Origin of the sequence: Micromonospora sp. WMMD1274 (genome assembly GCF_049179035.1) — a bacterium.
In the GTDB taxonomy this organism is placed as follows: Bacteria; Actinomycetota; Actinomycetes; order Mycobacteriales; family Micromonosporaceae; genus Micromonospora; species Micromonospora tulbaghiae.
Genome location: NZ_JBMHMG010000001.1, coordinates 6271928 through 6295394, shown reverse-complemented (window position 1 = coordinate 6295394; position 23467 = coordinate 6271928). Strand labels below are relative to the sequence as shown.

Here is a 23467-nt window from a genome sequence, read left to right as displayed (position 1 = left end):
GCGCTCACCGCAGGAGCCTCTCGGTGAGGTCCATCAACCGCTCGGCGTCGTGGGGGTCGAGGGTCGGGAAATCGGGCGGAAGCCGCTTCCCCCGGTCGACGGCGGTCACCGGCGCGGTCGGCGGCGCGTCCAGGAACCGGTGAATCGGCGCCACCGCGTCCGCGACGGGCCGGGCGGCGACCGCCGCCGCCACCGCGAGCAGCCCTCGTACCACGAACGGGAGCACGCTACGGTCACCGCTCCTGGTGAACCCGGGATGGTAGAGCACGTATCGGGCGCGGCTACCGGACCGCTGGGCGAAGCCCACGCCGAGCAGGTCGTTGGCCCGGCCGGCCTGCAACTGCGCGGCGACGGCCGAGTAGCCCGCCGCCATCTGCGGATCGGCCCATCTCACCCCGCCTTTCGTGACCCCGGCACCGGCGACGTTCACGATCACCGGTGCGGTCGCCCGGTCCAGGGCCGGACGGAGACCGAAACTGAGCAGGTAGCGGCTGACGTAGTAGAGCGCGAACGTGCGCTCCAGTCCCTCCACCGTCACGACGCGACGCGGCGCCACCGCATTCGCGAACAGCGCCAACGCGTCCACGACCCGGTGCTCGCCGAGGATGTGCTCGACGGCCTGCCGCGTCTCGGCCATGCTGGACAGATCGACGGGAAGGAAGGCGATCAGGCCGCCGGCCATCGTCTCGCCACGTTCACGGTTGCGGCCGAGCACCAGGACGCGGTCGCCACGTTCGGCCCGCCCCAGGGCGAACGCACGTCCCATGCCGTTCGTGCCGCCACTGACCACCACGACGCCCACGTCGCCCCCTTATCGTCTTGCTCATCGGCCTGCCTCATCCTGGGCAGCAGGTCGGCGGAGGCGGAAGAAGGCACTTTCATGTCCACAGGTGACACCGATGTGAGCGCCTCGCTGCACGATCACCGGCTGCCGATGCCGGTTCCGGCCGGCGAGTACGACCGCTGCCCGGTCACCGACCTGCTGCGGCGGACCAGCGACAAGTGGACGCTGCTGCTGCTCACCCTGCTCGGCCGGCATCCGCACCGGTTCAACGAGTTGCACCGGGCCGTCGAGGGCATCAGCCCGCGCATGCTCACCCGGACACTGCGCGCGCTGGAGAGCGACGGCCTGGTCGAACGTGAGGTCTTCCCGACGGTGCCGCCGAGCGTCGAGTACCGGCTGACGCCACTCGGTGTCAGCCTTCTGGAGCCGCTCTCCGCGCTGGCCGACTGGGCGGTCGCCCACCACGCCGAGATCGTCGCGGCACGTCAGCGGTCCGCCTGAGAAACGCTGCGCTCATCCGCCCGCACGAGGACACCCGCGACACCGGTCCGGCGTTCGTCGGCCGAGCGGCGGGCGTCGATCTGGAATGCTCGGTCCATGCCGTCCTTTCCGCTCACCTTCTCCGCCGAGGTCGTCGCGCAGCCGATCCAGGCCCAGTTCGAGGCGTTCCTCGACGAGCACCGCAACGCGCTCGACCGCTGCCTGGACGGGCTGACCGAGGAGCAGGCACGTCAATCGTTGGTGGCCTCCCGCACCACGCTGCTGGGTCTGGTGAAGCACGCGACCTTCGTCGAGAAGGTCTGGTTCGACGAGGCCGTCACGGGCCGGTCGCGTGCCGAGATCGGCATCCCCGAGCGGTCCGAGGACTCGTTCCTCCTCGACGACGGCGACACGATCGCCGGCGTCCGGCGGGCATACCGCGACGCCCGCGACGCGTCACGCCGGGCGACCTCCGCGCGGGGTCTGGACGACCTCCTCACCGGGCACCGGCGGGGCCCGCTTCCGCTGCGCTGGGTGTACCTCCACGTCCTGCGCGAACTCGCCCAGCACTGCGGGCACGCGGACATCCTGCGGGAGCAGATCCTCGACGGATAGCGGGCAGCCGGCGGTGGCCCGTCGTCGAAACGGCCGGCGTCACGCGCCGGCGTCCGCATCCGGGTCCGCGTCGGGGTCAGCGGTCGACGAGTCGGGGGCACGCATCCGCCACGCGTCGGTGACCAGTTCCGTCAGACGCTCGACGCCGATGTGCGCCAGCCGCAGCATGACCAGGGGTGACCCGTCGTACGCGGGCGTGGTGAAGAACAGGTCGGGCTCGCCGAGGAGCAACGCCTGCTTCTCCGCCTCGTCGCCCACGTACAGCACGGCGATGTCGGTGCGGATACGTCGCGGCCGACCGGGCGTGCGCTCGGGATACGACCAGACGAACCCCTTGCCGGCGACCCGGAAGTCGAAGCCGTCACTGTCGATCTCGACCACGTGCGGCAGCGACAGCGCCACCCGGCGGACGTCGTCCGCGTCAGCCACGACGGCCACCCCGGTACACCGCCCTCCGCACCGGAACAGCCTAGCTGCCGCCTCCGACAGGTGCGGCCCGTCCCCGGTGAGGCGAGTGGGGACGGGCCGCGGCCAGTACGCCGGGAAGGGAGCCGATCAGATGGTGAAGCCGCCGTCGACGTTCACCGTCGCGCCCGTGACGTAACGCCCGTCCGGGCCGGCCAGGAACGCCACGGCGGCGGCCACGTCGGCCGGCTGCGCGTAGTGGCCGAGCGCGGTGAACCCGTTGATCGTGTCCGCGTCCGGGCCGTCGGCCGGGTTCAGCTCGGTGTCCGTGGCACCGGGGTTCACCAGGTTCACCGTGATCGCTCGACCGCCGAGTTCGCGCCCGAGCGCCTTGGTCAGACCGATCAGGGCGGTCTTGCTCATCGCGTAGAGCGAGAAGCCCGGGAAGACCGCCCGCTCGGCCGTGTTGCTGCCGATGTTGACGATCCGCCCGCCCGCCGACATGTGGCGCACCGCGGCCTGCGAGGCGACGAACGGCGCCCGGACGTTCACCGCGACTGTCTGCTCGAACTCGTCGAGACTCAACTGCTCCAGCGGCCCGAGCAGGAACGCGCCCGCGTTGTTGACCAGGATGTCCAACCGGCCCAGCTCACCGGCGGTCCGGTCCACCGCCGCGATGACCGCTGCCGGATCGGCGCTGTCGGCCCGCACGGCGATCGCCCGCCGTCCCACAGCCTTGATCTGTTCCACCACGTCGTCGGCGCGACGCTGGTTCTGCTGGAACGTCAGCGCCACATCGGCGCCGTCCTCAGCCAGGCGCAGGGCCACCGCCGCGCCGATGCCACGGCCACCACCGGTGACCAGAGCTACCTTGCCGTCGAGTGCGTTGTGCATGGTGGAAAGCCTGGTCGACAACGGGCCGGCTGTCCGGCGGGGATCGGACGCCGCGTTCGTGACACCGCACGGACGCCGCGAGTGGCCGGTGACCGCGTGCGGTGGCTCAGTCCGTCCGGTCCGGCGTGACGGTGCTGCGCACGGGAGTGCTCGACCACAGCGCCCGCGGTGTCGGGTAGTGCCGCAGCTCCCATTCGGCTTCGCCGATCGCGCGGTCCCGTCCGGGGCCGGGCCGGCGGAAATCGAAGCCGGTGTCCTGCGCGTGAGCCGGTCGAGGTCGGCGAGTGCGGGTGCGTCCGGGAACACCAGGTCCAGACTCACCTGCCAGTACTCCGGCTGGTACCAGTCCGTCTCGCTCCGGTTCTCGCGCACGTCGACGGCGAGACGCGCGCCACGAGGCGCTACCGGTCGAGGTCCGGTCAGGCTCGGTCTCACAGCCGCGCGGGCGCGCCCCCGTACAGCCGGACACGGTGGTCGACGTCGCGGTCCGGCTCGCCGTACCCGAAAGGCGCCCCCGTGCCGTGACCCACGTGCACGAGCCATTCCTCGTAGTACCAGCTCGGGCTGCACGCGCATCCGGTGAAGCGGAAGTTGGCCCGGTAGCGGCCGACCTGCCCCGGTGCGAGCGTGAACAGCCGCGCCGACCCCGGCGCCCGCGGATACGCCGCCGATCCGGGCAGCCGGTCCACGACGACCGACGCCCGATCGTGCCCGAGCCACAGTCCGATCTCGCGGGCCAGCGCGACGCCTCCGGCGCGTACCCCTTCCCGGTGTTCGTAGCCGGCCTCCTGGTCGGCGAGCACGTCGTGGACGACCACCTCGGCGTCCGGAAGCGGCCGGGGCGGCGGCATCGCCCGGACGAGGCCGCGGCGGGCGTTCGCCGCGGGCGCGCCGCGGGCGGCGGCGGTCCACCGGACGCGGACCCGCTGAATGAGGATCACCGCCCAGGTGTACCCGGATCGCGCGGCGGCGGCCAGCCGATAAGGCTTCCGAGCCGGCCGCGCGAGCGGGGCACCGTCCGCTCCGGACGCCGCTACGATTCGGCGATGGCCGACGCGGACCGCGCAGAGCAGCGACGGGAGGAACCGGTGTCCGGTTGGACTCGGGTGTCCGTCAGTTACTGCCAGTACGACGTGTCCGCAGTGCCGGGAGAGACGGGCATGCCCCTCTACACCCTCGGTGACGGGCTCCTGCACGTCGGTGGGCCGTACCAGTTCACCGGCTTCTGTGGCCTCCACACCGGTGGGATCGAGGTGCGTGCGCGTGTCCTGCCCGGCCCGCCGATCGAGGTCGAGGCCGGGTGGGACGCGATCAGTGAGGCGACCCTGTGGAGTCCCTTCGGTGAGTTGTCGGTCGTCGGGCTCATGGGCGGTCCCCCGGACGCGCTCACCGGCCTCGCCGTCCCCCGCGGGCTGGTCCGGGTGCGGGTTCATGCCCGCAACCGGCTGCACGAGTCGGTACGCACCGACCAGGACCCGCCCGAGCAGCACGAACTGCACATCTGGGCGGTGACCGAGGAGACGCGACGGCGCACCGTACTGGCCGGTCCGGATGACCGCGATTGGGAGCAGAAACCGGCGAAGGCCGCCGAGTGGGCCCTGCTGTCCCTGGTCGCGGACGACGAGGACGACGAGGGCCTGGACCGGGTGACTGTGGTCCGTCACCGGCCCGCGCCCGTCGAGGTCCCCGCGACGGTGCTGCCGGCCGGCGACCTGGCGATCCGGCTGGAGCACGTCGACGACGAGACCCGGCGGTGGACGTGGACGACCGCTGGCGGGCCGGTCTTCCCTGAACCGCTCGCCACACTGCCGGACGGCGAGCCGAGCACGGTCCGGCTGATCTCCGGCCCGGACGGCTTCACGCTGCGCCACGAGGGAGTGCTGGGCCGGCACGCCTTCGCTCTCGGCGTGATCTGGGACCACCTGCTCGACAGCCCGGGGTCGTACCCGTGGGCCGAGACGCCGCATCGCCTGCCCTCCCCATCCTGATCGCCCCGGCCTGGACCTTTCTGCGGCACGGGGCACCGGCCGCCGCCCCGTGCCGGCGGTGGACGACGCAGCAAGGTCGGCCTGCCGCGGTGGCCCGGGCCTCGGTCGTCGAACCTCAGCCCGGGCGCCTCGGCGCGGCTCAGTCCATCGCTGTGTAGAGCCGTCGACCGCCGGGCCGGTAGCCGACGCGCTCGTAGACCCGCCACGAGTCCTCGCCGCCGGCCTCCAGCCAGGCGACCTCCGCACCGGCGTCGAACAGCCGCCGGGTGACGTCGGCGGTGATCGCGGACGCCAGTCCCCGGCGACGGAAGGGCGCGCGGACGGCGATGCCGGCCACCTCGCCGACCGCGCCGACGGGCGCTGCCGCACCGCCGCCGCCCGCGCAGCCACCGTCCACGGTGACGGCCGCGACGACCACGCCGCCGGCGTCCTGCTGGCGGCGCAGGCGAGCCACGTCGGCCCCGGAGACGGCCGGATCGCCGCCGAACGCCTCGTTCTGCACGCTGATCAGCGCCGCGCGCTGGGAATCGGTAGCCGGTTCGCACAGGCTCAGGTGGTCCGGCACGGGTGGGGACGCCAGCGTGTCCGGCACGCAGACCAGGTAGGTGTGCCGGGCCTCCACGGTGAAGCCGGCGGCGTTCAGCAGCGCCTCCAGATCGGGGACGCAACTGGTGACGTACTCCAGGCGGGGTCTGCGGTCGGCGGCGTGAAACGCCGCGACCAGGGCGGCGACGTCGGCCGCGGTGACGGCGGCGCCGGGACGCGGCGTCGCGTAGTTGACGTACGGACTGGTCGTCGTCGGGTCCAGCCCGATCACGAACGGCCCCACCTCGACGGGCGCGGGCCGGCGCGACAGGTTGACGACGACTGACTGTTGGATGCGGGCATCCATGCTCAACGGGAGACCTCGATGCATGAGAGAAGCTACGACGGGCGGAGGAAACATCGGGCCGCCCCGCCGTGCCGCAGGCACGCGACGGTCATCCGTCGCGTGGTCGACACTCAGGCGGCCGCTCGGCCTACCCGGATCACAGGCGTCATTCCCTCATGCAGAGTGCCCACGCGGTGCGCGTGGCCGACCGCAACCTTGCCCGTCCCGACCCGGACGTGTCAATCGCGTGGCCGACTTCGCGGTTCTCCTCGATCGGTTCGAGGTCGACGTTCCCGTCGACGCTTCCCGGCTCGTCGATCGACTGAACGACCCCGGCGAAACTGTCGGTGCCGGCCGCTAGCCTGCCGGCGTGATGAAGGTCGAGATGGAGAAGGCCGCGCTGTGTGAGTTCCTCGAATATCAGCGTGTCAGCATCCGGGCCATCCTGGCGGATCTGGACGAGCCCTCGCTGCGCACGCCGGTCCTGCCCTCCGGATGGTCGCCGCTCGGGCTGGTGGAGCACCTCGGTCATGCCGAACGCCACTGGTTCCAGGAGGTCTTCCGCGGTTCCGTGGAGCCGTTGCCCTGGCCGGACGAGAACACACCACTGCGCACGACTCGATCGCCGCGGCAGGTCTTCGGCTTCTACCGCGACCAGTGCGACATCTCCGACGCGATCATCGCCGCGGCCCCGTTGTCGGCGACACCCGCGGGCCGGCATCCCGACGAGACGCTGGCGTCGCAGACCACCGACCTGCGACGGATCGTTCTGCACGTCATCGAGGAGACCGCTCGGCACGCCGGTCACCTGGACGCCGTGCGCGAGCTGATCGACGGGCGCACCGGCCTCGGACCACGCTGAAGCGAGTCCGACGGGTGCGGTGTGCAGCGCAGACGGCCCGACGGGTTCGCCGAAGTGGCTCTATGCTGCCGCGATGCAACCCCGCTTGATCAACCAGGTGCGGCTTCCCGGCATCCGACATGTCGCGCAGGCAACCGGCCTCGGCTGGGTGGTCACCGAACAGGACCGTTTCACTGTGCATCTGTTCGACCACGAGCTGGGTCGCGTGGCGCGACTCGCGGCGCCTCTCGACGACCCGCGGATGAAGGTCAGCGCCACCCGTCGACTCGTCGCGGCGGGTGACGCGCACCAGATCGTCGTGCTCGGCCACGACGGCTTGGTGCGGTGGCGCAGCAGCTGGGATCGGCTCGGTGGCAGCGCCGACGCCGACTTCCACCTCGACGGCGACCACGTCCTCTGGATCCGCCTCGGCGACACCGAGGAACTTGTCGCCGTCAACGGCGTGAGCGGCGCGGAGATCCATCGCACGCCGCTGCCCGGTCCCGGGGCCGCGTGGTTCCTGCACGCACCCGGGGGCGTCTGGACCGGCTTGACGTTGCTCGATCCCGACCGGTCACGCGCCGTGCTGATCAGGCTGGACGCCGAGCGCATCGTGTCACGGCCGCTGGCCGGTGGCGGTCTCGCCGGTTTCAGCCCGGCCGGCGGCCGCTACCTGACCCAGACGCTCGACGGCTTCCTGTCCGTCCGCGACGTCGCCTCCGACGCCGTGGTCACAGCACGGCACCTCGAAGATCTGCCGGGCGCGCCACCGGCCCTCGCAAGCTGCCGGCACGTGGACCGTGCGGTGTTCCTGAGCGAGGAGCTGATCCTCGCCGCTCCGAACACGGAAGGCCCGCCGAACGATGCCGAGGGTCATCTGCTGCTGTCGGCGCTCAGCCTCCGTTGCCGGTCCCAGGTGCGCTACCCGCACCATCAGGGATCCGGTGCCGTCCACCCCTCGTACCAGCCAGGCCGTTGGCTCACCCGCCATCATGAGGACGATCGGCTACGGCTGTGGCAGCTCGGTGCTCGCCTCGAGGACGAGCCGATGCCGGGCCAACTCGCACTGCTCTGACCCTCGGTGCGATCGGTGGATCACCGATCGCGGTGGACCGGATGCGCACCGTCCGGCCGGTCAGCGGCGCACCCGGTAGCGCAGGTGCAGCACCCGATCGCCTTGGAGCACCACGTCCGGATCCTCCAGGAGGTGCTGCGCGTCGACCGACCCGAAGAAGCGCTTCCCGGACCCGAACACCACGGGTACGACGTCCATGCGCACCTCGTCGACCAGGCCCGCGGCGAGCGCCTGGCCTCCGACGTCGCCTGCGGCGACCTCGACGATGCGGTCCCCCGCCAGTTCCTGCGCCTTGGCCACGGCTGCCTCGACGCCGTCGACGAAGTGGAACGGCGCCTCGGCGTTCCAGTCCTCGGGTGCCGGCCGGTGCGTCACGACGACCACGTGGTCGATCCCGCTCGGCGGCGTCCCGTCCCAGCCGCCGGTCAGGTCGAAGACGTGCCGGCCGACGACCGTCACCGCGATCCGGTCCCAGTACGGCCGGACGTAGTCGTAGGACGTCTGCGACACCGTCAGCGCGCCGCTGTCGTCCAACGGGACGTCACCGCTCGTCAACCAGTCGAACAGCGGTCCGGGCTGGTCGTTCTCGTCCGCGACAAAGCCGTCCACCGACACCGAGCTGTACAGGACCACAGTGCCCACACCGGCTCTCCTCTGCCTCGGGTACCCCCAAGCTAGCGTGCCGTGAGCTGCCGACACACTCACGCCCGCGATCGGTGGACGTCCGCACCTATGGAAGGGACGCGGGCCGGGAGGCGCGGCGGCCCACGGGCGCGGGCGTCGCCGCGCTGCCCTCGCCGCGCGGCGGCGGGATGAGTCGTTCGCCGAGGGCGAGCGCGAGGGCGACAGCGCCGAGCAGGGCGCCGATCATCATCGTGCTGGCGACACCGTGGCTCTCCAGCATGAGGCCGCCGACGAAGGCGCCGCCGGTGATGCCGACGTTGACGGCGGCGGACAGCGTCGCGGCGGCGAGATCGGAGCGGCCGGGCGCCACCTGAAGGACGAGTCCGCCGAGCGCCGCGGTGAACGCGGCGAACCCCAGTCCGGCGATTGCGATCAGGACGACGGCAACCGCCGGGTGGTGGCCGAACGCGTACAGGCCGAGCAGCGCCACGCCCTGCAGTGCGACGGTCGCGACCAGGGCGGACCACGGGCTGCGGTCGACGATCGGTCCGGCAGCGAGGATGCCGAGGACGCTGGCGACGCCGCGCGCCAGCAGGATGGTCGCGATCGACGCGGCGGGCAGTCCGCTGACCTCGGTGACGAACAGGGCGATGTAGGTGTAGGCGGCGATGGCACCGCCGGTCGACAGGACGGCCACGACGACCAGGAGCCAGAATCGGCGGGAGTCGGGCGTTCTGCCCCGGCCGGCGTGCCCCTGCGCCGGCCCCGTCGACGGCAGCAACCAGGCCACCACGGCGAAGACGAGCACACCGAGCCCGGCCACCGCCAGGAACGACGCCCGCCAGCCGGCACGTTCACCCAGCCAGGTGCCGGCGGGCACGCCCAGGACCAGAGCGACGTTGCCGCCGGCGAACACGACCGCGACGACCCGTCCCTGGAGTCCGGGCCGGAACAGCTCCGCCGCGGTCGGCACAACGACAGCCCAGAACAACGCATGAGTGGCCGCAGTGGCGATCCTGGCTGCCATCAGCATGGTGAACGTACTCGTGAACACCGTGATGGCGTTGCTGACGACGAAGCCGGCCAGGAGCGCCGACAGCAACCGTCGGCGAGGGACTCTGCGCACCAGCGCCGTCAACGGGACCGAGGCGACCATCACCACTGCGCCGTACACGGTGACGAGCATGCCCACTTGGGACGGTGGCACGGCCAGGTCCACGCCCATCGGCAACAGCAGCCCGATCGGCAGCGCCTCGGCTGCGGTGTAGAGGAACGTTCCGCCGGCGAGGCCGATCAGCGCTCCCACTGCCCGCCGGTGTGCAAGCGCCTGGCCCATCGTTACCCCCTAAGCCGACTATGACGGAAACACTCTAAGGATGTTCCCGTCGCCGGGGCAACTGGTAAAGTCGACTTTGATGGAAACAGCAGGGGTGACGCGGATGCGCCTGGTGGGCGGCGACCTCGCGCTGGACTTCCTCAACACCCGCGCCGGCCCACCCGACGGGCCTCCGGACGATGACGTGCTCACCGGCTACGCCGAGCTGATCTCCTGGAGCGTGTACGCGGGCACCCTCACCGAGACGCAAGCAGCGGCGTTGCGCCGGCTGTCCCGCGACAGTCCGGACAGCACCCGCACCGCCTTCGCACAGGCACTGCGCACCCGTGACTACCTGGACGAGGTGTTCCGGCCACTGGCCGCCGGCGAGGACCCGGGCGTGGCGGCGCTGACCCGGCTGCGCGACGACGAAGCCGACGCGCTCACCCACGCACAGCTCGTGCGCGGGAAGACATTCGCCTGGTCCTGGCGGGACGACCACACGCCTGCCCGGCCCCTACGGCCGGTGGTCCACGCGGCGGTCCAGCTTCTCACCACGGGTGCGCTCGACCGGATCAAGCGATGCGCAGGCTGCCGCTTCCTGTTCATCGACGAGAGCAAGAACCGCAGCCGTCGTTGGTGCAGCATGGAGGACTGCGGAACCGCAGCGAAGATCCGCCGCTACGTCGAGGTACGACGCATCCGCACAAAACGGTGAGCACACGTGGCCACGTCGACGACACCGCTCCCCCTACCGTCCGGCGCTGCCCGCGTTCTGCTGACCGCGAAGAGGTCTTCATGCGCTCTCGTCCACCGGCCATGCTGGCTCGATGGATGTGCCGAGGCGCCCCACCTCCCAGGCCCTGCTCACGAACCTCTACGCGGCCTTCAACAGGCGTGACGTCCCCACGCTGCTGGCCGCCCTGACGCCGGACGTCTCGTGGCCCAACGGCTGGGAGGGAGGTTTCGTCCACGGCCGGGACGAGGTGGCCGCCTACTGGCGCCGGCAGTGGGAACAGCTCGAGCCCGTCGTCACGCCGGCCGCGTTCAGCACGGAGGCCGACGGCCGCGTCGCCGTCACCGTTCATCAGGTCGTCCACGACAAGGCCGGAGCGAAGCTCGCCGACCACACCGTCACGCACGTCCACCGCCTCGACGACGGCTTGGTGACGGAGATGGAGATCCGCGAGTGACACCACGTCCTCGGAGGGCATGAGGGGTCGCGACAGCGATGAGTTTCGCTGCGGCTCCCGGTCTGCATACCCGCGCACCCGATCTCCCGACTCCCGGGGAGAGCGTCATGACCGCTACGTACCGGAGGCAAGCGTGAAGCTACTTCTCACATCCGCGGGCGTCCAGAATCCGAGCATCAACGATGCGCTGGTCGGCCTGCTGGGCAAGCCGATCGCCGAATCCAGCGCCCTCTGCATCCCCACGGCGGCCTACCCGATGGGCGGACCGGCCTCCGCCTGGCGCTTCATCACCGGTCAGACGCCGCTACCCATGAGCGGGCTGGGCTGGAAGTCGCTGGGCGTCCTCGAACTGACAGCGCTGCCGAGCATCGGCGAGGAGCGGTGGGTCCCCTGGGTCCGCGAGGCCGACGTCCTGCTCGTACACGGCGGCGACGCGACGTACCTGTGCCACTGGATGCGGCAGTCCGGGCTGGCGGACCTCCTGCCGTCGCTGCCCGACACCGTCTGGGTGGGGCTGAGTGCCGGCAGCATGGTGCTCACCCCCCGGATCGGCACGGAATTCGTCGAGTGGCAGTCCGCACCCGACGACCGCACGCTGGGGCTGGTCGACTTCTCGATCTTCCCGCACCTGGGCCTCGAACCGGACAACACCATGGCCGCTGCCGAGAGATGGGCGGCCGAGATCGCGGGTCCGGCGTACGCGATCGACGACCAGACGGCCATCACGGTGACCGACGGCACCGTCGAGGTCGTCTCCGAGGGGCACTGGAGGCGGTTCCCCTCGTAGCGGTGATCGGCCGACCTACCCGAGCAGCGTCGCCGTCGCGGCCAGGGTGGCCAGCGACAGCGTCGTGGTCACCACCACCGCCCGGTTGGCCACCGCCTCACCGACGCCGTACTCCTGAGCGAAGATGAACGTGTTCTGGGCCGTCGGCAGGCCCGCGCACACCACCACGGCGAGCAACTGTGGCGCGGACAGGTCCAGGGCCAGTCCGGCCGCGTACGCGATGACCGGCTGCGCGACGAGCTTCAGCGCGCTGATCGCGGCCAGCTCGACCGGCCCGGCCATCTGGGCCGGTTCTGGCCGCGACGGCGCCGTGCGGTGCAGCGACGCGCCGAGCGCGACCAGGGCCGCCGGAACCGCGGCACCCGCCAGCAGGGTGAGCGGCGCGGCGGCCGCCGACGGCAGCCGCAGGCCGGCAGCCGAGCACGCGACACCGAGCAGCGACGCCAGGATCACCGGATTGCGTACGGGCAGGGAGGCGATCCGGCGGACCCGCACCCGCCCGGCCGGGTCGCTGTGCCGGTCCAGGGCGACCAGGATCACGGGCGTCACCACCAGGACCTGGAGCAGCACCACCGCCGCCAGGAACGACACGTCGCCGAGAACCTGCGTGGCGATCGGGATGCCGAGGTTCGCCGAGTTCACGTACCCGGCGGCCATGCCCCAGATCGGCCGTTCGCCGGGCTCGCGACCGAACAGCCGGCTCGCGCCGGCCCACCCGAGCCCGACCACCGCGAGAGTGCTCACTCCGAAGGCGAGCAGCGAGCGGCCGGCGAACCCGGACAGCGGCATCCGCGCCAGGGCCAGGAACAGTGCGGCCGGCATCGCGAGGTGGAACACGAACCGGCCGAGCACCGACGCCGCCTCGCCCAGCAGGCCCCAGCGACAGGCCGCGTAGCCGACCGCGGTGAGGATCCAGATCGGTACGAACGCCGACACCAGATTCATTCGGGCGTCACCGAAGCGTGGCGCCAGGTCAGGGACCGGCGTGCATCCGGAGCGTAGAAGTCGAGGAACGCGCCGGCCGAGATCAGGTGCGCTGATCCGCCGCGGATCGCGCGGGCGCCTCGGTCACCTCGGCTCCGCCTGTCGAGGACGTCGCGAGAGATCACTCAACCTGGTCCTCCGCGTGCGTGATCAGCTTCCGCACCTGCTGCGGTGAGAGCCGGCTGGCGACAGCCACCAGGCTGCCGATCTCCTGGCTCGCCGCGTAGGCCCCTTCCCTCGCGGGGACATCCGCGACAGGCAAACCAGCGATCACCAAGAGGTCCGCCACCGGCATCTGCAATGCGGGCGCGATGTCGTGGAGGACGTCGGCTTCTGGCGGGACGGCACCGCTGAGAAGCTGCCGGATCGTCGATTCAGCTCGGCCAGAGGCACGGCTGATCGCTCGTGGGGTGAGACGGCGGTTCGCCACGAGGCCACGCAGGATCGACGCGGCGTCATGGTTCACCCGGTCAGACTACCGACATGGACACTGTCGTTCGTCGGCGCTGCGCGTCCTGGTCGCCCTGCCACCTGATCGCGATGCCCCAAGCGCCTAGGATGGTCCCGGTGACCTTCCCCGAACGGCGATCCGCCGACCTCCCGACCGACGAAGCCCGGCTGGACGAGGCCCTGCGGCTGCTCTCCGGCGTGCCGGTCGCACTCGATGTCGCCGTCAAGCGGCTCGCCCGCGGCAGCGGCGTCTACGCCTGGTGGGCTGACCCCTCGGTCCTCCCCGACCTCCCCGGGCCGCCGAACGACAGCGATCCGTCGCGGCGGATGCTCTACCTCGGGCGAGCAACCAGCCTGCGCGGCCGGATCCTACGCAACCACCTGAGGCGTTCGGGCAGCTCGACCCTGCGCCGCACGTTGGCCGGGCTTCTCGTGTCCGAGGACTACCGGACGACCTGGACCGACCGGGTCGTCCTAGTGCCCGAGGACGAGGCACGGCTGACCGCGTGGATGCACGAGCACCTACGCCTGACCTGGGCGGAGGACCCCGAGCCGTCGGACATCGAGGCCGAACTGGTCCGGCGTCTGCACCCGCCGCTCAACGTCCACGGCGTCGACCCCGAGCACATCCAGGCCGCAGTGGTCGCCGCCAAGAACTCGTACAACGCCAGCAGCAGCCCGGCCCGGCCCTAGCGAAAGCCGTGGCCCGACCTGAACATCTACCGCCGGCCCCGTGCTGCTCGGCGCATCCGCTGGTCTGAATTGGGGTAGCCGCATCCGGTCCCAGGTCGGATATCGTCGCGCCGTGGCACAGACGAGGCGGTACGCCTATGTCGGACCGGCCGAGTTCCGTGGCCGGGTGGTCGCGGTGGACGCTGTTGCCGTGGACTCTCTCGCCTCGCTCGACGAATGGTTGGCGGGGCGCGACCGTGGAGACCTCGTCGAACCGGTCACCTTCGTCGTTGATCTCGATGGCGTGCTCAGGCTGGCGCCGCGTCGAAGCGAACACATCGCCCTTGCCGGTGGGCGCGACGTGCTGGCAGCAGGTGAGATGGCGTTTGCTCTGGCCGGCGGCGGCTGGCGCGCCAGCGAGGTCACGAATCAGTCAACCGGCTACTGCCCCGATCCGGACTGCTGGCCCGCCGTAGCGGAGGCACTGGACCGAATCGGCGTACCCCACCCTGGCCGCTTTACCGACCGGGTGATCTTTCGTCGTTGCTCCAGCTGCGGTGAGCGCAACATCGTGCGGGATGACGACTTCACGTGCGCCCTGTGCGGTAACACCCTGCCCGCACGATGGAACCTGACGTCCGACTGACGGCGTCCGCCACGAAGCCGGCGGACGAGGCCCTGTCGGTGACGAGCAGGTTCCCCTGACTACCGATCAATGCCGATATCGCCAGCCTGGAGCGCGGCGGCGACGAGGCGGAGTTGTTCCGGCGACAGATCACCTCCGTGACGACGGTAGGTGGCCGGTCCAAGGCCGACGAGGACGTCGTCAACGTGTGTCCACCGGCACGGCCCCCAGTACCTCGGGCTGGCGAGCAGTTCTTTACTGAGCTGACGCACACCGGACCGGGCGCCGAGAGTGGTCAGGGCTTCCGATATCAGGTCGACGGCTGTGTTCGGGCGGCTGCTGTCGGCACAGGCCGGAACGAGCAGGAGCAACCGCTCGGCCGATGTGTGGTCCGGATCCGGCTGCCGCGCCGCGACGACGACTTCCGGCCATGCGAACGCCGGCCCTCGGAAATGTCCCTCCATAGCGGCGAGAGGAATCGACACGTCGCCGGTGCCGGGATCGAGCACGTAGTCGACGCCACCGTCGTCCTCGTGGTTACGCATGACGACGTGCAGGCGGCAGTGCCCGGAGAGTGGCAGCGAGAACACCGACCACCTGTCCGGGGCGAGGAAGGCGTCGACGATCGGCTCCAGGTCGGCTGGATCGACACCGAAGGCGTCCGGTGCCGACGCGGCTCCGCCGACGGTGGCGAGGAAGGCGGGCCAGAACATCGCGTGCGACATCAGGTCGGATCCGTCGACCAGCGGCGACCGCTGGATCGGCGGTTCGTAGCCGTCCAGGTATCCGGGGATGATCACCTTGCCATCCTGGCAGCGCTGCGGCCCGATGGACTGTGTTCGAGCCTCACGTCGTCAGTGCGGCTTCCAGGTCCCGGCGGGTGAGGGCGGCGCGGAGTCGCAGCCCTTCGGCCGCCAGGTTCTCCCGGCCGCCCTGCTCGCGGTCGATGGCGCAGACCACGGTCTCCACCTGTGCACCGACGGATCGCAGGTGTCCGCACGAGGCCAGGAGCGCGCCTCCGGTGGTCACGACGTCCTCGATCACCACGACCCGCAGACCGTCCACCGGCCCACCCTCGGCCACCTTCGCGATGCCGTACTCCTTGGCCTGCTTGCGCACGAAGACCGTGGGCAGCCCCGTCAGCTGCGACATCACCGTGGCGAGCGGAATGCCGCCCATCTCCATCCCCGCCAACACGTCGCACTCCGGAAGCAGGGCCACCATCACCTCGGCGACCTCGCGCAACAACTCCGGCTTGCCCTCGAACAGGTACTTGTCGAAGTACTCGTCGCTGACCTGCCCCGAGCGGAGAGCGAACCGGCCGGTGAGGTGGCAGGTGTCGTAGACGCGGCGCGCGAGCGGGTGAGTCACCCGCTCAGTCTCGCACCTGGCTGGAATCAAACGATCCGCCGGATGCGTACCCTTGGGCGCTCGTTACGCAGGTGACCCAGCTTGTGCTGGCGAAGCTGCTCCTCCCACACGTCCTGGTCGTACTCCGGATCCGGCGCCGTCCACCGGTGCGACCGGTCGCTGTAGTGGAACTTCTCGTCGCCGGGCCGCAGCACGCTCACCGCACCCACCCCAGGAACCGCCGGTGCAACGTCCCGGCCGGCGCCCAGCTCAGGTCCGCCGTGGCCCGCACCAACTGGGCCCCCAGGTACACCGCCAGCGACACCGGCGCACCCTCGTACTCGGCAAGAAGCTCCCGCCGCCGCGTCGCGCACGGCCACGGCGCACCGCACCCACCGCACGACCAGACCGGCAGCACCGGCCCGTGGGTGCTCACCCGCGCACCCCCAGGAGGCGGGCGACGCTCGCGCGCGCCTGCCGGCTGGTCGCCCACGCGACCTGCCAGCAGGGGTACGGAGTCAGCCGCGCCCACCACAGCCGGCAACCCGCGCACATCCCGTCCAAACCCCGTACGTGCACCGCCAGGATCGCCTGTTCCGCAGTTCTCACTGGTCCTCCTGCGACGGCCAGTGACCGCGATTGATCGGTACGCGGTGGCGGTTGCGGCACGGCAGCTCCGCACCACACCGGCACACCCACCGCCACTTCCGCCACGACCAGGCCGGGCGATGCCGGCGTACGAGCGTCGACGCGACGGCGAGGAGGTAGCCCTCGTACGGCAGACGCCTGCGCGACCTGGAGGGTGCGGCGACGTCCGCGTCCCGGTGCGCGCGCGTCGCTGTCGAGTCGAATGGTGTCGTCTGCGTGTGATCGGATTCGGCCAGCCCGAGAATCCTCCGCTTCGCCGCCTCCCATTCCGCTTTCTGCGTCTCCAGGCCCGTGGGGCGCCAACGGTTCCGACCGCCCATCACCACCTCCGTCCGCTCCGGCGCGACGGATCACTTCACCAGGGAGTGCGGCGTCGCGCTCGGCAGGATGAGGTGTTTCCTCACCCGAAAACGGACACTATGGCCGCACGGTGATGGAGAAATTACCGCTGGTTATGCCGCCAGGCTGATGCCCAGACGCCCCGCCAGCAGACGCAGCTCGTTCGGCACGGCCCGCCGCTTGGCCCGCTGCGCCATCGCGACGACGGCGTCCTGCGCGAGCGGGTTGAGCGAGAACGGCACCGGCGCTGCCTGCTCCGCGCGCACGAACGCTGCGATCGCCTCGTTGTCCCGGCGACCGGAATCGGCCAGCGCCCGCCCGAGGTCGAGCCAGTACGACATCTGCCGGATCGACGCCGCCAGCACCTGCGGCCGTACCGTGCGGGACAGCTCGATCACCCGGCCCGGCTCACCGGACTCGGCCGCTATGGACATCTCCCACAGCGTCACGTTCGTCGGCCCGAACCCGCAGCCGTTGAACCCCTTGCCGTCCGCGGGGTCGCCCAAAGTCGCCGCTTCCCGCGCGGCCTCGGTCAGATGGTCACGCGCGGCGTCGAGGCGGCCACTGACTGTCGAGGCCAGAGCCGCCGACAGGTGCAACTGGCCGAGCATCTGCCGGACCCGCTCATCGGAGGCGGCGGACTGAAGCTCCGCGAGCGACCGGTCAGCCGCCCGCGCGGCCAGTGGGGCCGACTCGATCGGCAGGCTCTGCGCGTACGCGAAGCGGGTCGCTCCCAGCCACGCGGCCTCCTCCACGTCCTCCGCAGCCGTCACCGCCACCCGCGCCGCGTTCAACGCCAGGTGGCGGTATCCGAGGTGCCGCAGGCAGGCTGACGCCTGGTACGCCACCTGCGCGAGCGCCGGTCCGCCCGCCGCAGCCGCCTCCAACAGCAGGCCGGGCAGCATCTGGGCCATGGCCGGGAAGTTCGAGCGATGGCGAAGCTGCTCACTGCGCGCGATGCCCGCCGCCAACTCTTCCGGCGTACGCGTCGACGGGCGCCGCTCGCCGTCCTCGATCTCGATGAGCGCCGACCAGATCGCCGGCACGCACTCCGCCGCGCGCTCGCGTGCCGGGTCGCCCGTCTCGGTGCCCTGACCGAGCAGATCCGCGACCGTGATCTGCAACGCGGCAGCGACAGCGACCAGGGTGGACCGTCTGTCGATCGTCTTACGGCCGGACTCGACCTGGGAGATGTAGGACTGGCTGACCCCGGCGAGCCCAGCGAGGACTGCCTGGCTCATCCCGCCACGGCGCATCCGCCAGTAGCGAATCCGGGCACCGATAGTGTCGGCCTTGCTCGCCATGTCTCGCCTGCCTCCCAGGACGAGGGCTGGGACTCCGGCACCGGCTGTTGAACCCGCCATGCCCACCCGCCAGTGTACGTGGATCGCTGCTCTGGCATTGACGTCGAGGCGGGTCCTACCTGCCGCTCCTCGATGCTCTGTGGTCGACTGGTTGTGCCGACCGGAGGTGCTGTCGACATGTCAACGCTGCCTGCCTATCTGACGATCGCTGCGGACCTTCGCGCCGCGATCCTGTCCGGAGAACTCCCCGCTGGAGCCAAGTTGCCGTCCGAGTCCGGCCTGATGCGCCAGTACGACGTGAGCCGGACCGTCGCCAAATGGGCGATCGCCGTCCTCAAGGGCGAGGGCATCGTGGAGGGTCGCGCCGGATCCGGCGTATACGTCCGAGACACCACCTGGCTGGTCCGTCACGCCCGAGGGCGCGACGTCCGCTCGGGCGACCGCCCGACGTCCCCGTTCGCCCGTGACGCGGCCGGCGCTGGGCAGCAGGGCACGTGGGAACACGACAGCCGACACGAGCAGGCCGATGAACGGATTGCCGCCCGGCTTGGCGTCGAACCGGGAGCGCCCGTGATGCGGACGTCGTACCGCTTCCTCGCCGACGGCGAACCGATACAGCTCTCCGTGTCGTACGAACCGCTTGCGGTCACCCAGGGCACGCCGGTCGAGTGGCCTGAGGACAGCGACATCAAGGGCGTCGTCGCACGCATGGACACCATCGGCGTACGGGTCGACGAGGTTGTGGAGCGTGTCAGCCTTCGCTCGGCGACCGCCGACGAGGTCGAGGCACTCAACCTGCCGGCCCGCACTTTCGTGCACACCATCGAGCGCACCTATACGGCGAGCGGCACGCCGGTGGAGACGGCCGACATCGTGCTGCCAGGCGGCCGATACGACCTTGTCTATCGTCTCCCCATCGAGTGAGAAGTGCGAGGGGATGCGATGTCGACAAGCTCGCCTGATGAGAGGGCGCTTCCGATGAGCGACAATCCTGACGCGGGAGCCATGAGCTTCATCTTCGAGGCTGGTGTACTCAAGCGTGCAGCCCGCACCGGGTGGTGGTTCGCCGGCGTGAAGCACCCGGAGTCGATCGCCGAACACTCGTTCCGCACGGCGCTCATCGGCATGATGCTCGCGGCCATGGAGGGTGCAGACCCGGCTCGGGTCTCGATGTTGTGCGTCCTGCACGACACCCAGGAAAGGTCACGTCCGCGTTGGTGGTGTAGGAGACGGCCATCGCGGGATCCGGTCTGATGTTATGCGGCGATCGGGGCGGGGCCGGTCTGGTCGGTGTCACGTTGGTCGGCGTCAACGGTGACGAGGCGGGCTTTGGCGAGTAGTTCGAGGCCCATGTAGCGGCGGCCTTCGGTCCACTCGTCGGTCTGCTCGGCCAGGACCGCGCCGACGAGGCGGATGATTGCCGGGCGGTTGGGGAAGATCCCGACGACGTCGGTGCGACGGCGGATCTCCTTGTTCAGGCGTTCCTGCGGGTTGTTCGACCAGATCTGACGCCAGATCTCGCGGGGGAAGGCAGTGAAGGCGAGCAGGTCGTCGCGGGCGGCGTCGAGGTGCTCGGCCGCGGTCGGGAACTTCGCCTCGATCGTCGTGACGACCCGCTGGAACTGGGCGCGGACGGCGTCGGCGTCGGGCTGGTCGAAGATCGTGCGGACCAGGGTGGCGATCCACGGCTGCGCTGACTTCGGGACCTTCGTCAGCAGATTGCGCAGGTAATGGGTCCGGCACCGCTGCCAGGACGCCCCTGGCAGCGCCGCACCGATGGCCTGCACCAGGCCCGGATGGGCGTCGGAGATGACCAGGCGAACACCGGACAGGCCGCGGGCGGTCAGCGACCGCAGGAACGCCAGCCAGCCAGCGCCGTCCTCGTCGGAGGCGACGTCCACGCCCAACACTTCGCGTTGACCATCGGCGTTGACCCCGACAGCGATCAGCGCGTGGACATTGACCGTCCGCCCGTGCTCACGGACCTTCATCGTCAACGCGTCCATCCACACGAACGTGTAGTGCGCTGAGTCGAGCGGCCGGTTGCGGAACGCCTCGACCTGGGCGTCCAGGTGCGCGGCCATCTCCGAGACCTGCGACTTCGACAGCTGGCGGATCCCGAGCTGCTCGACCAGCTTCTCCACTCGCCGCGTCGACACCCCGAGCAGGTACGACGTCGCCACGACCGACACGAGTGCCTGCTCGGCCCGCCGGCGGTGCGTCAGCAGCCAGTCCGGGAAGTAGCTGCCCTGGCGCAACTTCGGGATCGCCAGGTCGATCGTCCCGGCACGGGTGTCCCACTCTCGCTGCCGGTAGCCGTTGCGGGAGTTGACCCGCTCGTCGCTGCGCTGCCCGTAACCGGCGCCGCAGATCGCGTCCGCCTCGGCGGACATCACCGCCTGCGCGAACGTCTTGATCATCGCCTGCAACACGTCCGGCGACGCGCCCGCGATCTGCTCGCGCAGCAGGTCAACAGGGTTCACACTTTCTGATGCGGCCATCGCGTTCTCTCTTCCTTCTCTGACTTGGTCGTCTTGAAGGATCGACGCGATGGCCGTCTCTCATCTACGCAACACGCCCATCACGGGCAAGTCGTACACCACTCCCGTGGACGCGACCCCCAGGAAACCCGGATCACCGACATCCCGCACATCGCGGTGGAGTGCCTTGTCCAAGCGGTCGAGTACCGGCACCAGGGAGTCGCGGACGTTCAGCGCTGGATCGACAGCTCCCGGGCGGCGCTCAAGACAGCGTCCGCTCACCGCCTCGCCGACGCCGCCCTCACCGGCGCACCGATGGCGTGGCTGAACCCGCCCGCCCCGGCATAGACGCCGGACGCCGCCAGCCCTCGCCAGCTTTCACACCTGCCGATGAGCGTGCGTTGCATGCTGTCGGGTCGCAAACCGCGATGGGAGGGCTCCGAGGTAGGCGTCTGCGACCCCATCCCTGTAAGTCCTCGATCGAGGCCGGGTGGTGGAACAGTCAGGCCGCGTCTCCTGGATCCTGGCGAGCGGGATCGAAGGTGAGGTTGAGTAGTTCCAGGCCGGTGACGGGCTGGAAGCCGATCTCGGTGTAGAGCGTCAGGGCGGGGATGTTGTCGGCCTCGGTCTGGAGTGAGACGCGATGCGCGCCGGCGGCACGGGCGTTGCGGATGACGTGCTGGAGCAGGGCGTTCGCGACACCGCTACGGCGATGGTGCGGGGCCACGTAGAGGTCGCGGATCGACCACGAGGTGCCCAGCATGAGCGATGCCGGCGTGACCGTGACCGTGATGAAGCCGCGGACGCGGTCAGCTCGGACGGCGGCAGCGACGGATATCCGTTGTTGTGCGATCTGGTCGTGCAGCCAGGAGCGGGTGATCTGTGGGGTTGACGGTTGGCCGTAGTGCACCCGGTAGTCGTCGAACAGAGCAGCTACCTGATCGAACGCCGGATGGGCGAGGGCTATCGGCACGATCGTCGTCATGCCGTCAGTGTGGCCGACGGTCAAGCCAGCGAGTTCCTTTCAAGTTGATCTGCAACTCAGAGCGGGTGTGGAGAGCCCGGGAGGTCATCCAGCCGCGCCCTGAGCCACCTCGCCTCTCCTCGTCCGCCAGCACCGCAACCAGAATCGAGGCCGCCGGGCGGTTGGCAGCTAGCTCTCTGGGCGCTGTCCGAGGTTCGACACCAGGGCTCGCTGCAGCACCGCGGTCGTGCCCAGCACGGTCCCGGCCGGCCCTTCGGCGGTGTCCGCCACGAGGTAACTGCGCTCACCGAGGTACTCGTACGTCTGTTCATCGAAGATCCACTCTTTGCGCCGGCTCCCCTCGGTGTACGCGACAGCTACCCCTCGCCGCCCGGCGGCGTCGGTGACCCCGCGGACCACCTCGACCCCTGGAATCTTCGCCGCAGCCTGGTAGAGCGCGGCAGTCGTCCGTGGCGGTACCAGCGACTCGCGCAGGATGTCGCCGATCGCGGTAAACGCCGCGCCGTCGCGGCTGTTGCCTTCGCCACGCCCGCCGCGCTCCCGGTAAAGCTTCTCCAACAGGGCGTCCGGATTGCTGGGCAGATCGACGAGCGCAGCGTTCGGCGTCACATCCGTGAGCGTCTCCCGATCCGGGATCACACCGATGATCGGAACGTTCAGAAACGGCTGGCGGAGCAAGCCGTCACCTCGCTCGTTCCGCGGGATCCAGATCTCCCGTTCGTGCACCGGCTGCAGCCGCGCTGGACCGTCACCCACTTCGGCGAACGCAACCCGGCTTCTGATGTAGACGTAATCCCCCTGCCCGGATGATGGGTCCGGCGTGTCGGCAGCCACTGCGGCCATCCGGTTCAGCAACAACGGCGCGCCACTGTGATCCCCCTGTTCGACCGTCACGATCAGCGGCGCGCTGTCCGGTGTCCACGGTTGGGCGATCACCCCGGCCGAAACCACGACCGCCAGCACGCCCGCCGCAGGCGCGAGCACCAGCATGCGCCGTGGCCGACGAGCCGGCCGCTCGATCTCGTTCAGCAAATGATGCCGCAGTGCCTGCCGGCGCAGCGCCGGCATGGCCGGTACCTGGGGGGCGGTGGGCTCGCTCATCGGTACTCTCCCTGCTCGACGGGGGTCATTCGGATACGCGCCATCTCCTGCTGTGCCAGCGCACGCAGCCGGGTGCGGGCCCGCGACAGCCGCGAACGCACGGTCCCGACGGGTACGCCCAGGGCCTCGGCTGCCGCCGCGTAGCCCAGTTGCGACCACACGCAGAGCAGGAACACCTCCCGGTCCGCCCGGCGCAGCGCCCGCAGTCCCGCCATGACGGCAGTCACCTGGTCGGCATCGTGCATGCGGGCGACCACCTCGTCAGCGAAATCCGGAACGGTCTCGCGTACGGGCAATCGCCGCAATGCCTCCCGGTGTCGGTGCGCCGCCCGCCGCCGGTTGCGCAGAACGTTGGTGGCGATCCCGAGCAGCCACGGCCGCAGGCTGTCTCCATCCGGATGCAAGGATTCGCGAATCCGCCACGCCTCAAGGAAGGTCAGCGACACCACATCCTCGGCCTGAACCGAATCGACCCCACTCCACACCGCATGCCGGTGAACCGCGTCGGCATGCTCATCGAAGAGCTCACCGAACGCATCGGTGTCTCCGGCCCGGATCCGGACCCGCATCTCAGCTGTCACACTTGTACCTGTCCGCAGCCGCCCCCGAGTTCCACCATCGGGGACGTTTCTCATCATGCGTAGCGGTTCGCTTCGA

The 23467-nt window shown here is 70.4% G+C and carries 30 protein-coding genes and 2 pseudogenes; 13 read left to right on the top strand and 19 right to left on the bottom strand.

All coding sequences use genetic code 11. From position 1 onward, the window contains the following. Positions 1-4: 4 nt before the first annotated feature. Entirely contained in the window at positions 5-802 is a 798-nt protein-coding gene (locus ACN27D_RS29700; RefSeq protein WP_358173314.1) for an SDR family NAD(P)-dependent oxidoreductase, read from the bottom strand. Between the two features lie 78 nt (positions 803-880). Between ACN27D_RS29700 and ACN27D_RS29695 the strand changes: the two genes are divergently transcribed. Next, positions 881-1285, top strand: a complete 405-nt coding sequence (locus ACN27D_RS29695; RefSeq protein WP_252448876.1) for a winged helix-turn-helix transcriptional regulator — start codon at positions 881-883, stop codon at positions 1283-1285. Between the two features lie 96 nt (positions 1286-1381). Beyond that, a complete protein-coding gene (locus tag ACN27D_RS29690) occupies positions 1382-1879 on the top strand; it encodes a DinB family protein (protein WP_358173316.1) in 498 nt (165 codons plus the stop codon). Between the two features lie 39 nt (positions 1880-1918). On the opposite strand, the gene ACN27D_RS29685 is transcribed toward ACN27D_RS29690, so the two are convergent. The 3 genes from ACN27D_RS29685 to ACN27D_RS29675 form a co-directional block, all read right to left on the bottom strand. Beyond that, positions 1919-2308: an MmcQ/YjbR family DNA-binding protein gene (locus tag ACN27D_RS29685; RefSeq protein ID WP_421500577.1), complete on the bottom strand. Its 390-nt coding sequence runs from the start codon at positions 2306-2308 to the stop codon at positions 1919-1921. 126 nt (positions 2309-2434) lie between these two features. After that, entirely contained in the window at positions 2435-3178 is a 744-nt protein-coding gene (locus tag ACN27D_RS29680) for an SDR family NAD(P)-dependent oxidoreductase (RefSeq protein ID WP_357895852.1), read from the bottom strand. Between the two features lie 431 nt (positions 3179-3609). Further along, positions 3610-4119 carry a hypothetical protein gene (locus ACN27D_RS29675; RefSeq protein WP_358173322.1) on the bottom strand — a complete coding sequence of 170 codons (510 nt, stop codon included), beginning with the start codon at positions 4117-4119 and terminating at the stop codon, positions 3610-3612. A 219-nt stretch (positions 4120-4338) separates the two neighbouring features. Between ACN27D_RS29675 and ACN27D_RS29670 the strand changes: the two genes are divergently transcribed. Beyond that, on the top strand, positions 4339-5166 hold the full coding sequence (locus ACN27D_RS29670) for a hypothetical protein (RefSeq protein WP_421500576.1): 828 nt from the start codon (positions 4339-4341) through the stop codon (positions 5164-5166). 139 nt (positions 5167-5305) lie between these two features. Here the strand turns inward: ACN27D_RS29670 and ACN27D_RS29665 are convergent, their stop codons facing one another. Beyond that, the gene (locus ACN27D_RS29665; protein ID WP_421500575.1) at positions 5306-6058 is read right to left on the bottom strand and encodes a GNAT family N-acetyltransferase; all 753 of its coding nucleotides are present in this window, start codon (positions 6056-6058) and stop codon (positions 5306-5308) included. 352 nt (positions 6059-6410) lie between these two features. Here ACN27D_RS29665 and ACN27D_RS29660 point away from each other — a divergent pair, with 352 nt between their 5' ends. Both ACN27D_RS29660 and ACN27D_RS29655 read left to right on the top strand, forming a co-directional pair. Further along, positions 6411-6899 (top strand): DinB family protein, encoded by a 489-nt coding sequence (locus ACN27D_RS29660; RefSeq protein ID WP_421501216.1) that lies wholly within the window; start codon positions 6411-6413, stop codon positions 6897-6899. Between the two features lie 73 nt (positions 6900-6972). Then, complete coding sequence (locus ACN27D_RS29655; RefSeq protein WP_421500574.1) at positions 6973-7953, top strand: hypothetical protein; 981 nt, start codon at positions 6973-6975, stop codon at positions 7951-7953. A gap of 60 nt (positions 7954-8013) precedes the next feature. On the opposite strand, the gene ACN27D_RS29650 is transcribed toward ACN27D_RS29655, so the two are convergent. Beyond that, complete coding sequence (locus tag ACN27D_RS29650) at positions 8014-8595, bottom strand: dihydrofolate reductase family protein (protein ID WP_120570261.1); 582 nt, start codon at positions 8593-8595, stop codon at positions 8014-8016. A gap of 88 nt (positions 8596-8683) precedes the next feature. Next, positions 8684-9913: an MFS transporter gene (locus ACN27D_RS29645; protein ID WP_421500573.1), complete on the bottom strand. Its 1230-nt coding sequence runs from the start codon at positions 9911-9913 to the stop codon at positions 8684-8686. A 79-nt stretch (positions 9914-9992) separates the two neighbouring features. Here ACN27D_RS29645 and ACN27D_RS29640 point away from each other — a divergent pair, with 79 nt between their 5' ends. The 3 genes from ACN27D_RS29640 to ACN27D_RS29630 all read left to right on the top strand — a co-directional run bounded on the left by ACN27D_RS29640 (position 9993) and on the right by ACN27D_RS29630 (position 11872). Beyond that, on the top strand, positions 9993-10610 hold the full coding sequence (locus ACN27D_RS29640; protein ID WP_358173339.1) for a CGNR zinc finger domain-containing protein: 618 nt from the start codon (positions 9993-9995) through the stop codon (positions 10608-10610). A gap of 112 nt (positions 10611-10722) precedes the next feature. Then, entirely contained in the window at positions 10723-11085 is a 363-nt protein-coding gene (locus tag ACN27D_RS29635; protein WP_358173342.1) for a nuclear transport factor 2 family protein, read from the top strand. A gap of 133 nt (positions 11086-11218) precedes the next feature. After that, positions 11219-11872: a Type 1 glutamine amidotransferase-like domain-containing protein gene (locus ACN27D_RS29630; RefSeq protein ID WP_357795589.1), complete on the top strand. Its 654-nt coding sequence runs from the start codon at positions 11219-11221 to the stop codon at positions 11870-11872. A 15-nt stretch (positions 11873-11887) separates the two neighbouring features. Here ACN27D_RS29630 and ACN27D_RS29625 read toward each other — a convergent pair whose 3' ends face one another. Both ACN27D_RS29625 and ACN27D_RS29620 read right to left on the bottom strand, forming a co-directional pair. Continuing rightward, a complete protein-coding gene (locus tag ACN27D_RS29625; RefSeq protein ID WP_421500572.1) occupies positions 11888-12817 on the bottom strand; it encodes an AEC family transporter in 930 nt (309 codons plus the stop codon). 160 nt (positions 12818-12977) lie between these two features. After that, complete coding sequence (locus ACN27D_RS29620) at positions 12978-13322, bottom strand: helix-turn-helix domain-containing protein (RefSeq protein ID WP_205776056.1); 345 nt, start codon at positions 13320-13322, stop codon at positions 12978-12980. A 92-nt stretch (positions 13323-13414) separates the two neighbouring features. On the opposite strand from ACN27D_RS29620, the gene ACN27D_RS29615 reads away from it, so the two are divergent. Together ACN27D_RS29615 and ACN27D_RS29610 are read left to right on the top strand one after the other, a co-directional pair. Next, the gene (locus tag ACN27D_RS29615; RefSeq protein WP_421501215.1) at positions 13415-13999 is read left to right on the top strand and encodes a GIY-YIG nuclease family protein; all 585 of its coding nucleotides are present in this window, start codon (positions 13415-13417) and stop codon (positions 13997-13999) included. Positions 14000-14111: 112 nt separating this feature from the next. After that, complete coding sequence (locus ACN27D_RS29610) at positions 14112-14624, top strand: hypothetical protein (RefSeq protein WP_421500571.1); 513 nt, start codon at positions 14112-14114, stop codon at positions 14622-14624. Positions 14625-14683: 59 nt separating this feature from the next. Here the strand turns inward: ACN27D_RS29610 and ACN27D_RS29605 are convergent, their stop codons facing one another. The 6 genes from ACN27D_RS29605 to ACN27D_RS29580 all read right to left on the bottom strand — a co-directional run bounded on the left by ACN27D_RS29605 (position 14684) and on the right by ACN27D_RS29580 (position 18244). Next, positions 14684-15403 carry a hypothetical protein gene (locus ACN27D_RS29605; RefSeq protein WP_421500570.1) on the bottom strand — a complete coding sequence of 240 codons (720 nt, stop codon included), beginning with the start codon at positions 15401-15403 and terminating at the stop codon, positions 14684-14686. Positions 15404-15449: 46 nt separating this feature from the next. Beyond that, complete coding sequence (gene pyrE, locus ACN27D_RS29600; RefSeq protein ID WP_421500569.1) at positions 15450-15974, bottom strand: orotate phosphoribosyltransferase; 525 nt, start codon at positions 15972-15974, stop codon at positions 15450-15452. 26 nt (positions 15975-16000) lie between these two features. Next, positions 16001-16174 (bottom strand): hypothetical protein, encoded by a 174-nt coding sequence (locus ACN27D_RS29595; protein WP_421500568.1) that lies wholly within the window; start codon positions 16172-16174, stop codon positions 16001-16003. Next, positions 16171-16389: a hypothetical protein gene (locus tag ACN27D_RS29590; RefSeq protein WP_262014442.1), complete on the bottom strand. Its 219-nt coding sequence runs from the start codon at positions 16387-16389 to the stop codon at positions 16171-16173. Before ACN27D_RS29590 ends, ACN27D_RS29595 begins: the two co-directional genes overlap by 4 nt. Continuing rightward, positions 16386-16805 carry a hypothetical protein gene (locus ACN27D_RS29585; RefSeq protein WP_421501214.1) on the bottom strand — a complete coding sequence of 140 codons (420 nt, stop codon included), beginning with the start codon at positions 16803-16805 and terminating at the stop codon, positions 16386-16388. The genes ACN27D_RS29590 and ACN27D_RS29585 overlap by 4 nt, the downstream gene beginning before the upstream one ends. A gap of 248 nt (positions 16806-17053) precedes the next feature. Further along, a complete protein-coding gene (locus ACN27D_RS29580) occupies positions 17054-18244 on the bottom strand; it encodes a helix-turn-helix domain-containing protein (protein ID WP_421500567.1) in 1191 nt (396 codons plus the stop codon). A gap of 177 nt (positions 18245-18421) precedes the next feature. On the opposite strand from ACN27D_RS29580, the gene ACN27D_RS29575 reads away from it, so the two are divergent. Continuing rightward, positions 18422-19168 carry a GntR family transcriptional regulator gene (locus ACN27D_RS29575; protein WP_421500566.1) on the top strand — a complete coding sequence of 249 codons (747 nt, stop codon included), beginning with the start codon at positions 18422-18424 and terminating at the stop codon, positions 19166-19168. Positions 19169-19222: 54 nt separating this feature from the next. Then, positions 19223-19444: pseudogene (locus ACN27D_RS29570) on the top strand (HD domain-containing protein); the annotation flags it as partial. A gap of 56 nt (positions 19445-19500) precedes the next feature. On the opposite strand, the gene ACN27D_RS29565 reads toward ACN27D_RS29570, so the two are convergent. Continuing rightward, entirely contained in the window at positions 19501-20745 is a 1245-nt protein-coding gene (locus ACN27D_RS29565; protein ID WP_421498797.1) for an IS256 family transposase, read from the bottom strand. A gap of 114 nt (positions 20746-20859) precedes the next feature. Between ACN27D_RS29565 and ACN27D_RS29560 the strand changes: the two are divergent. After that, positions 20860-21072: pseudogene (locus ACN27D_RS29560) on the top strand (hypothetical protein); the annotation flags it as partial. A 154-nt stretch (positions 21073-21226) separates the two neighbouring features. Here ACN27D_RS29560 and ACN27D_RS29555 read toward each other — a convergent pair. From ACN27D_RS29555 to ACN27D_RS29545, 3 genes are all read right to left on the bottom strand, one after another. Continuing rightward, complete coding sequence (locus tag ACN27D_RS29555; protein ID WP_421500565.1) at positions 21227-21709, bottom strand: GNAT family N-acetyltransferase; 483 nt, start codon at positions 21707-21709, stop codon at positions 21227-21229. A 168-nt stretch (positions 21710-21877) separates the two neighbouring features. Continuing rightward, on the bottom strand, positions 21878-22810 hold the full coding sequence (locus tag ACN27D_RS29550) for a CU044_5270 family protein (protein WP_358173365.1): 933 nt from the start codon (positions 22808-22810) through the stop codon (positions 21878-21880). After that, positions 22807-23391 carry an RNA polymerase sigma factor gene (locus tag ACN27D_RS29545; protein WP_421500564.1) on the bottom strand — a complete coding sequence of 195 codons (585 nt, stop codon included), beginning with the start codon at positions 23389-23391 and terminating at the stop codon, positions 22807-22809. The genes ACN27D_RS29550 and ACN27D_RS29545 overlap by 4 nt, the downstream gene beginning before the upstream one ends. Between the last annotated feature and the right edge of the window lie 76 nt (positions 23392-23467).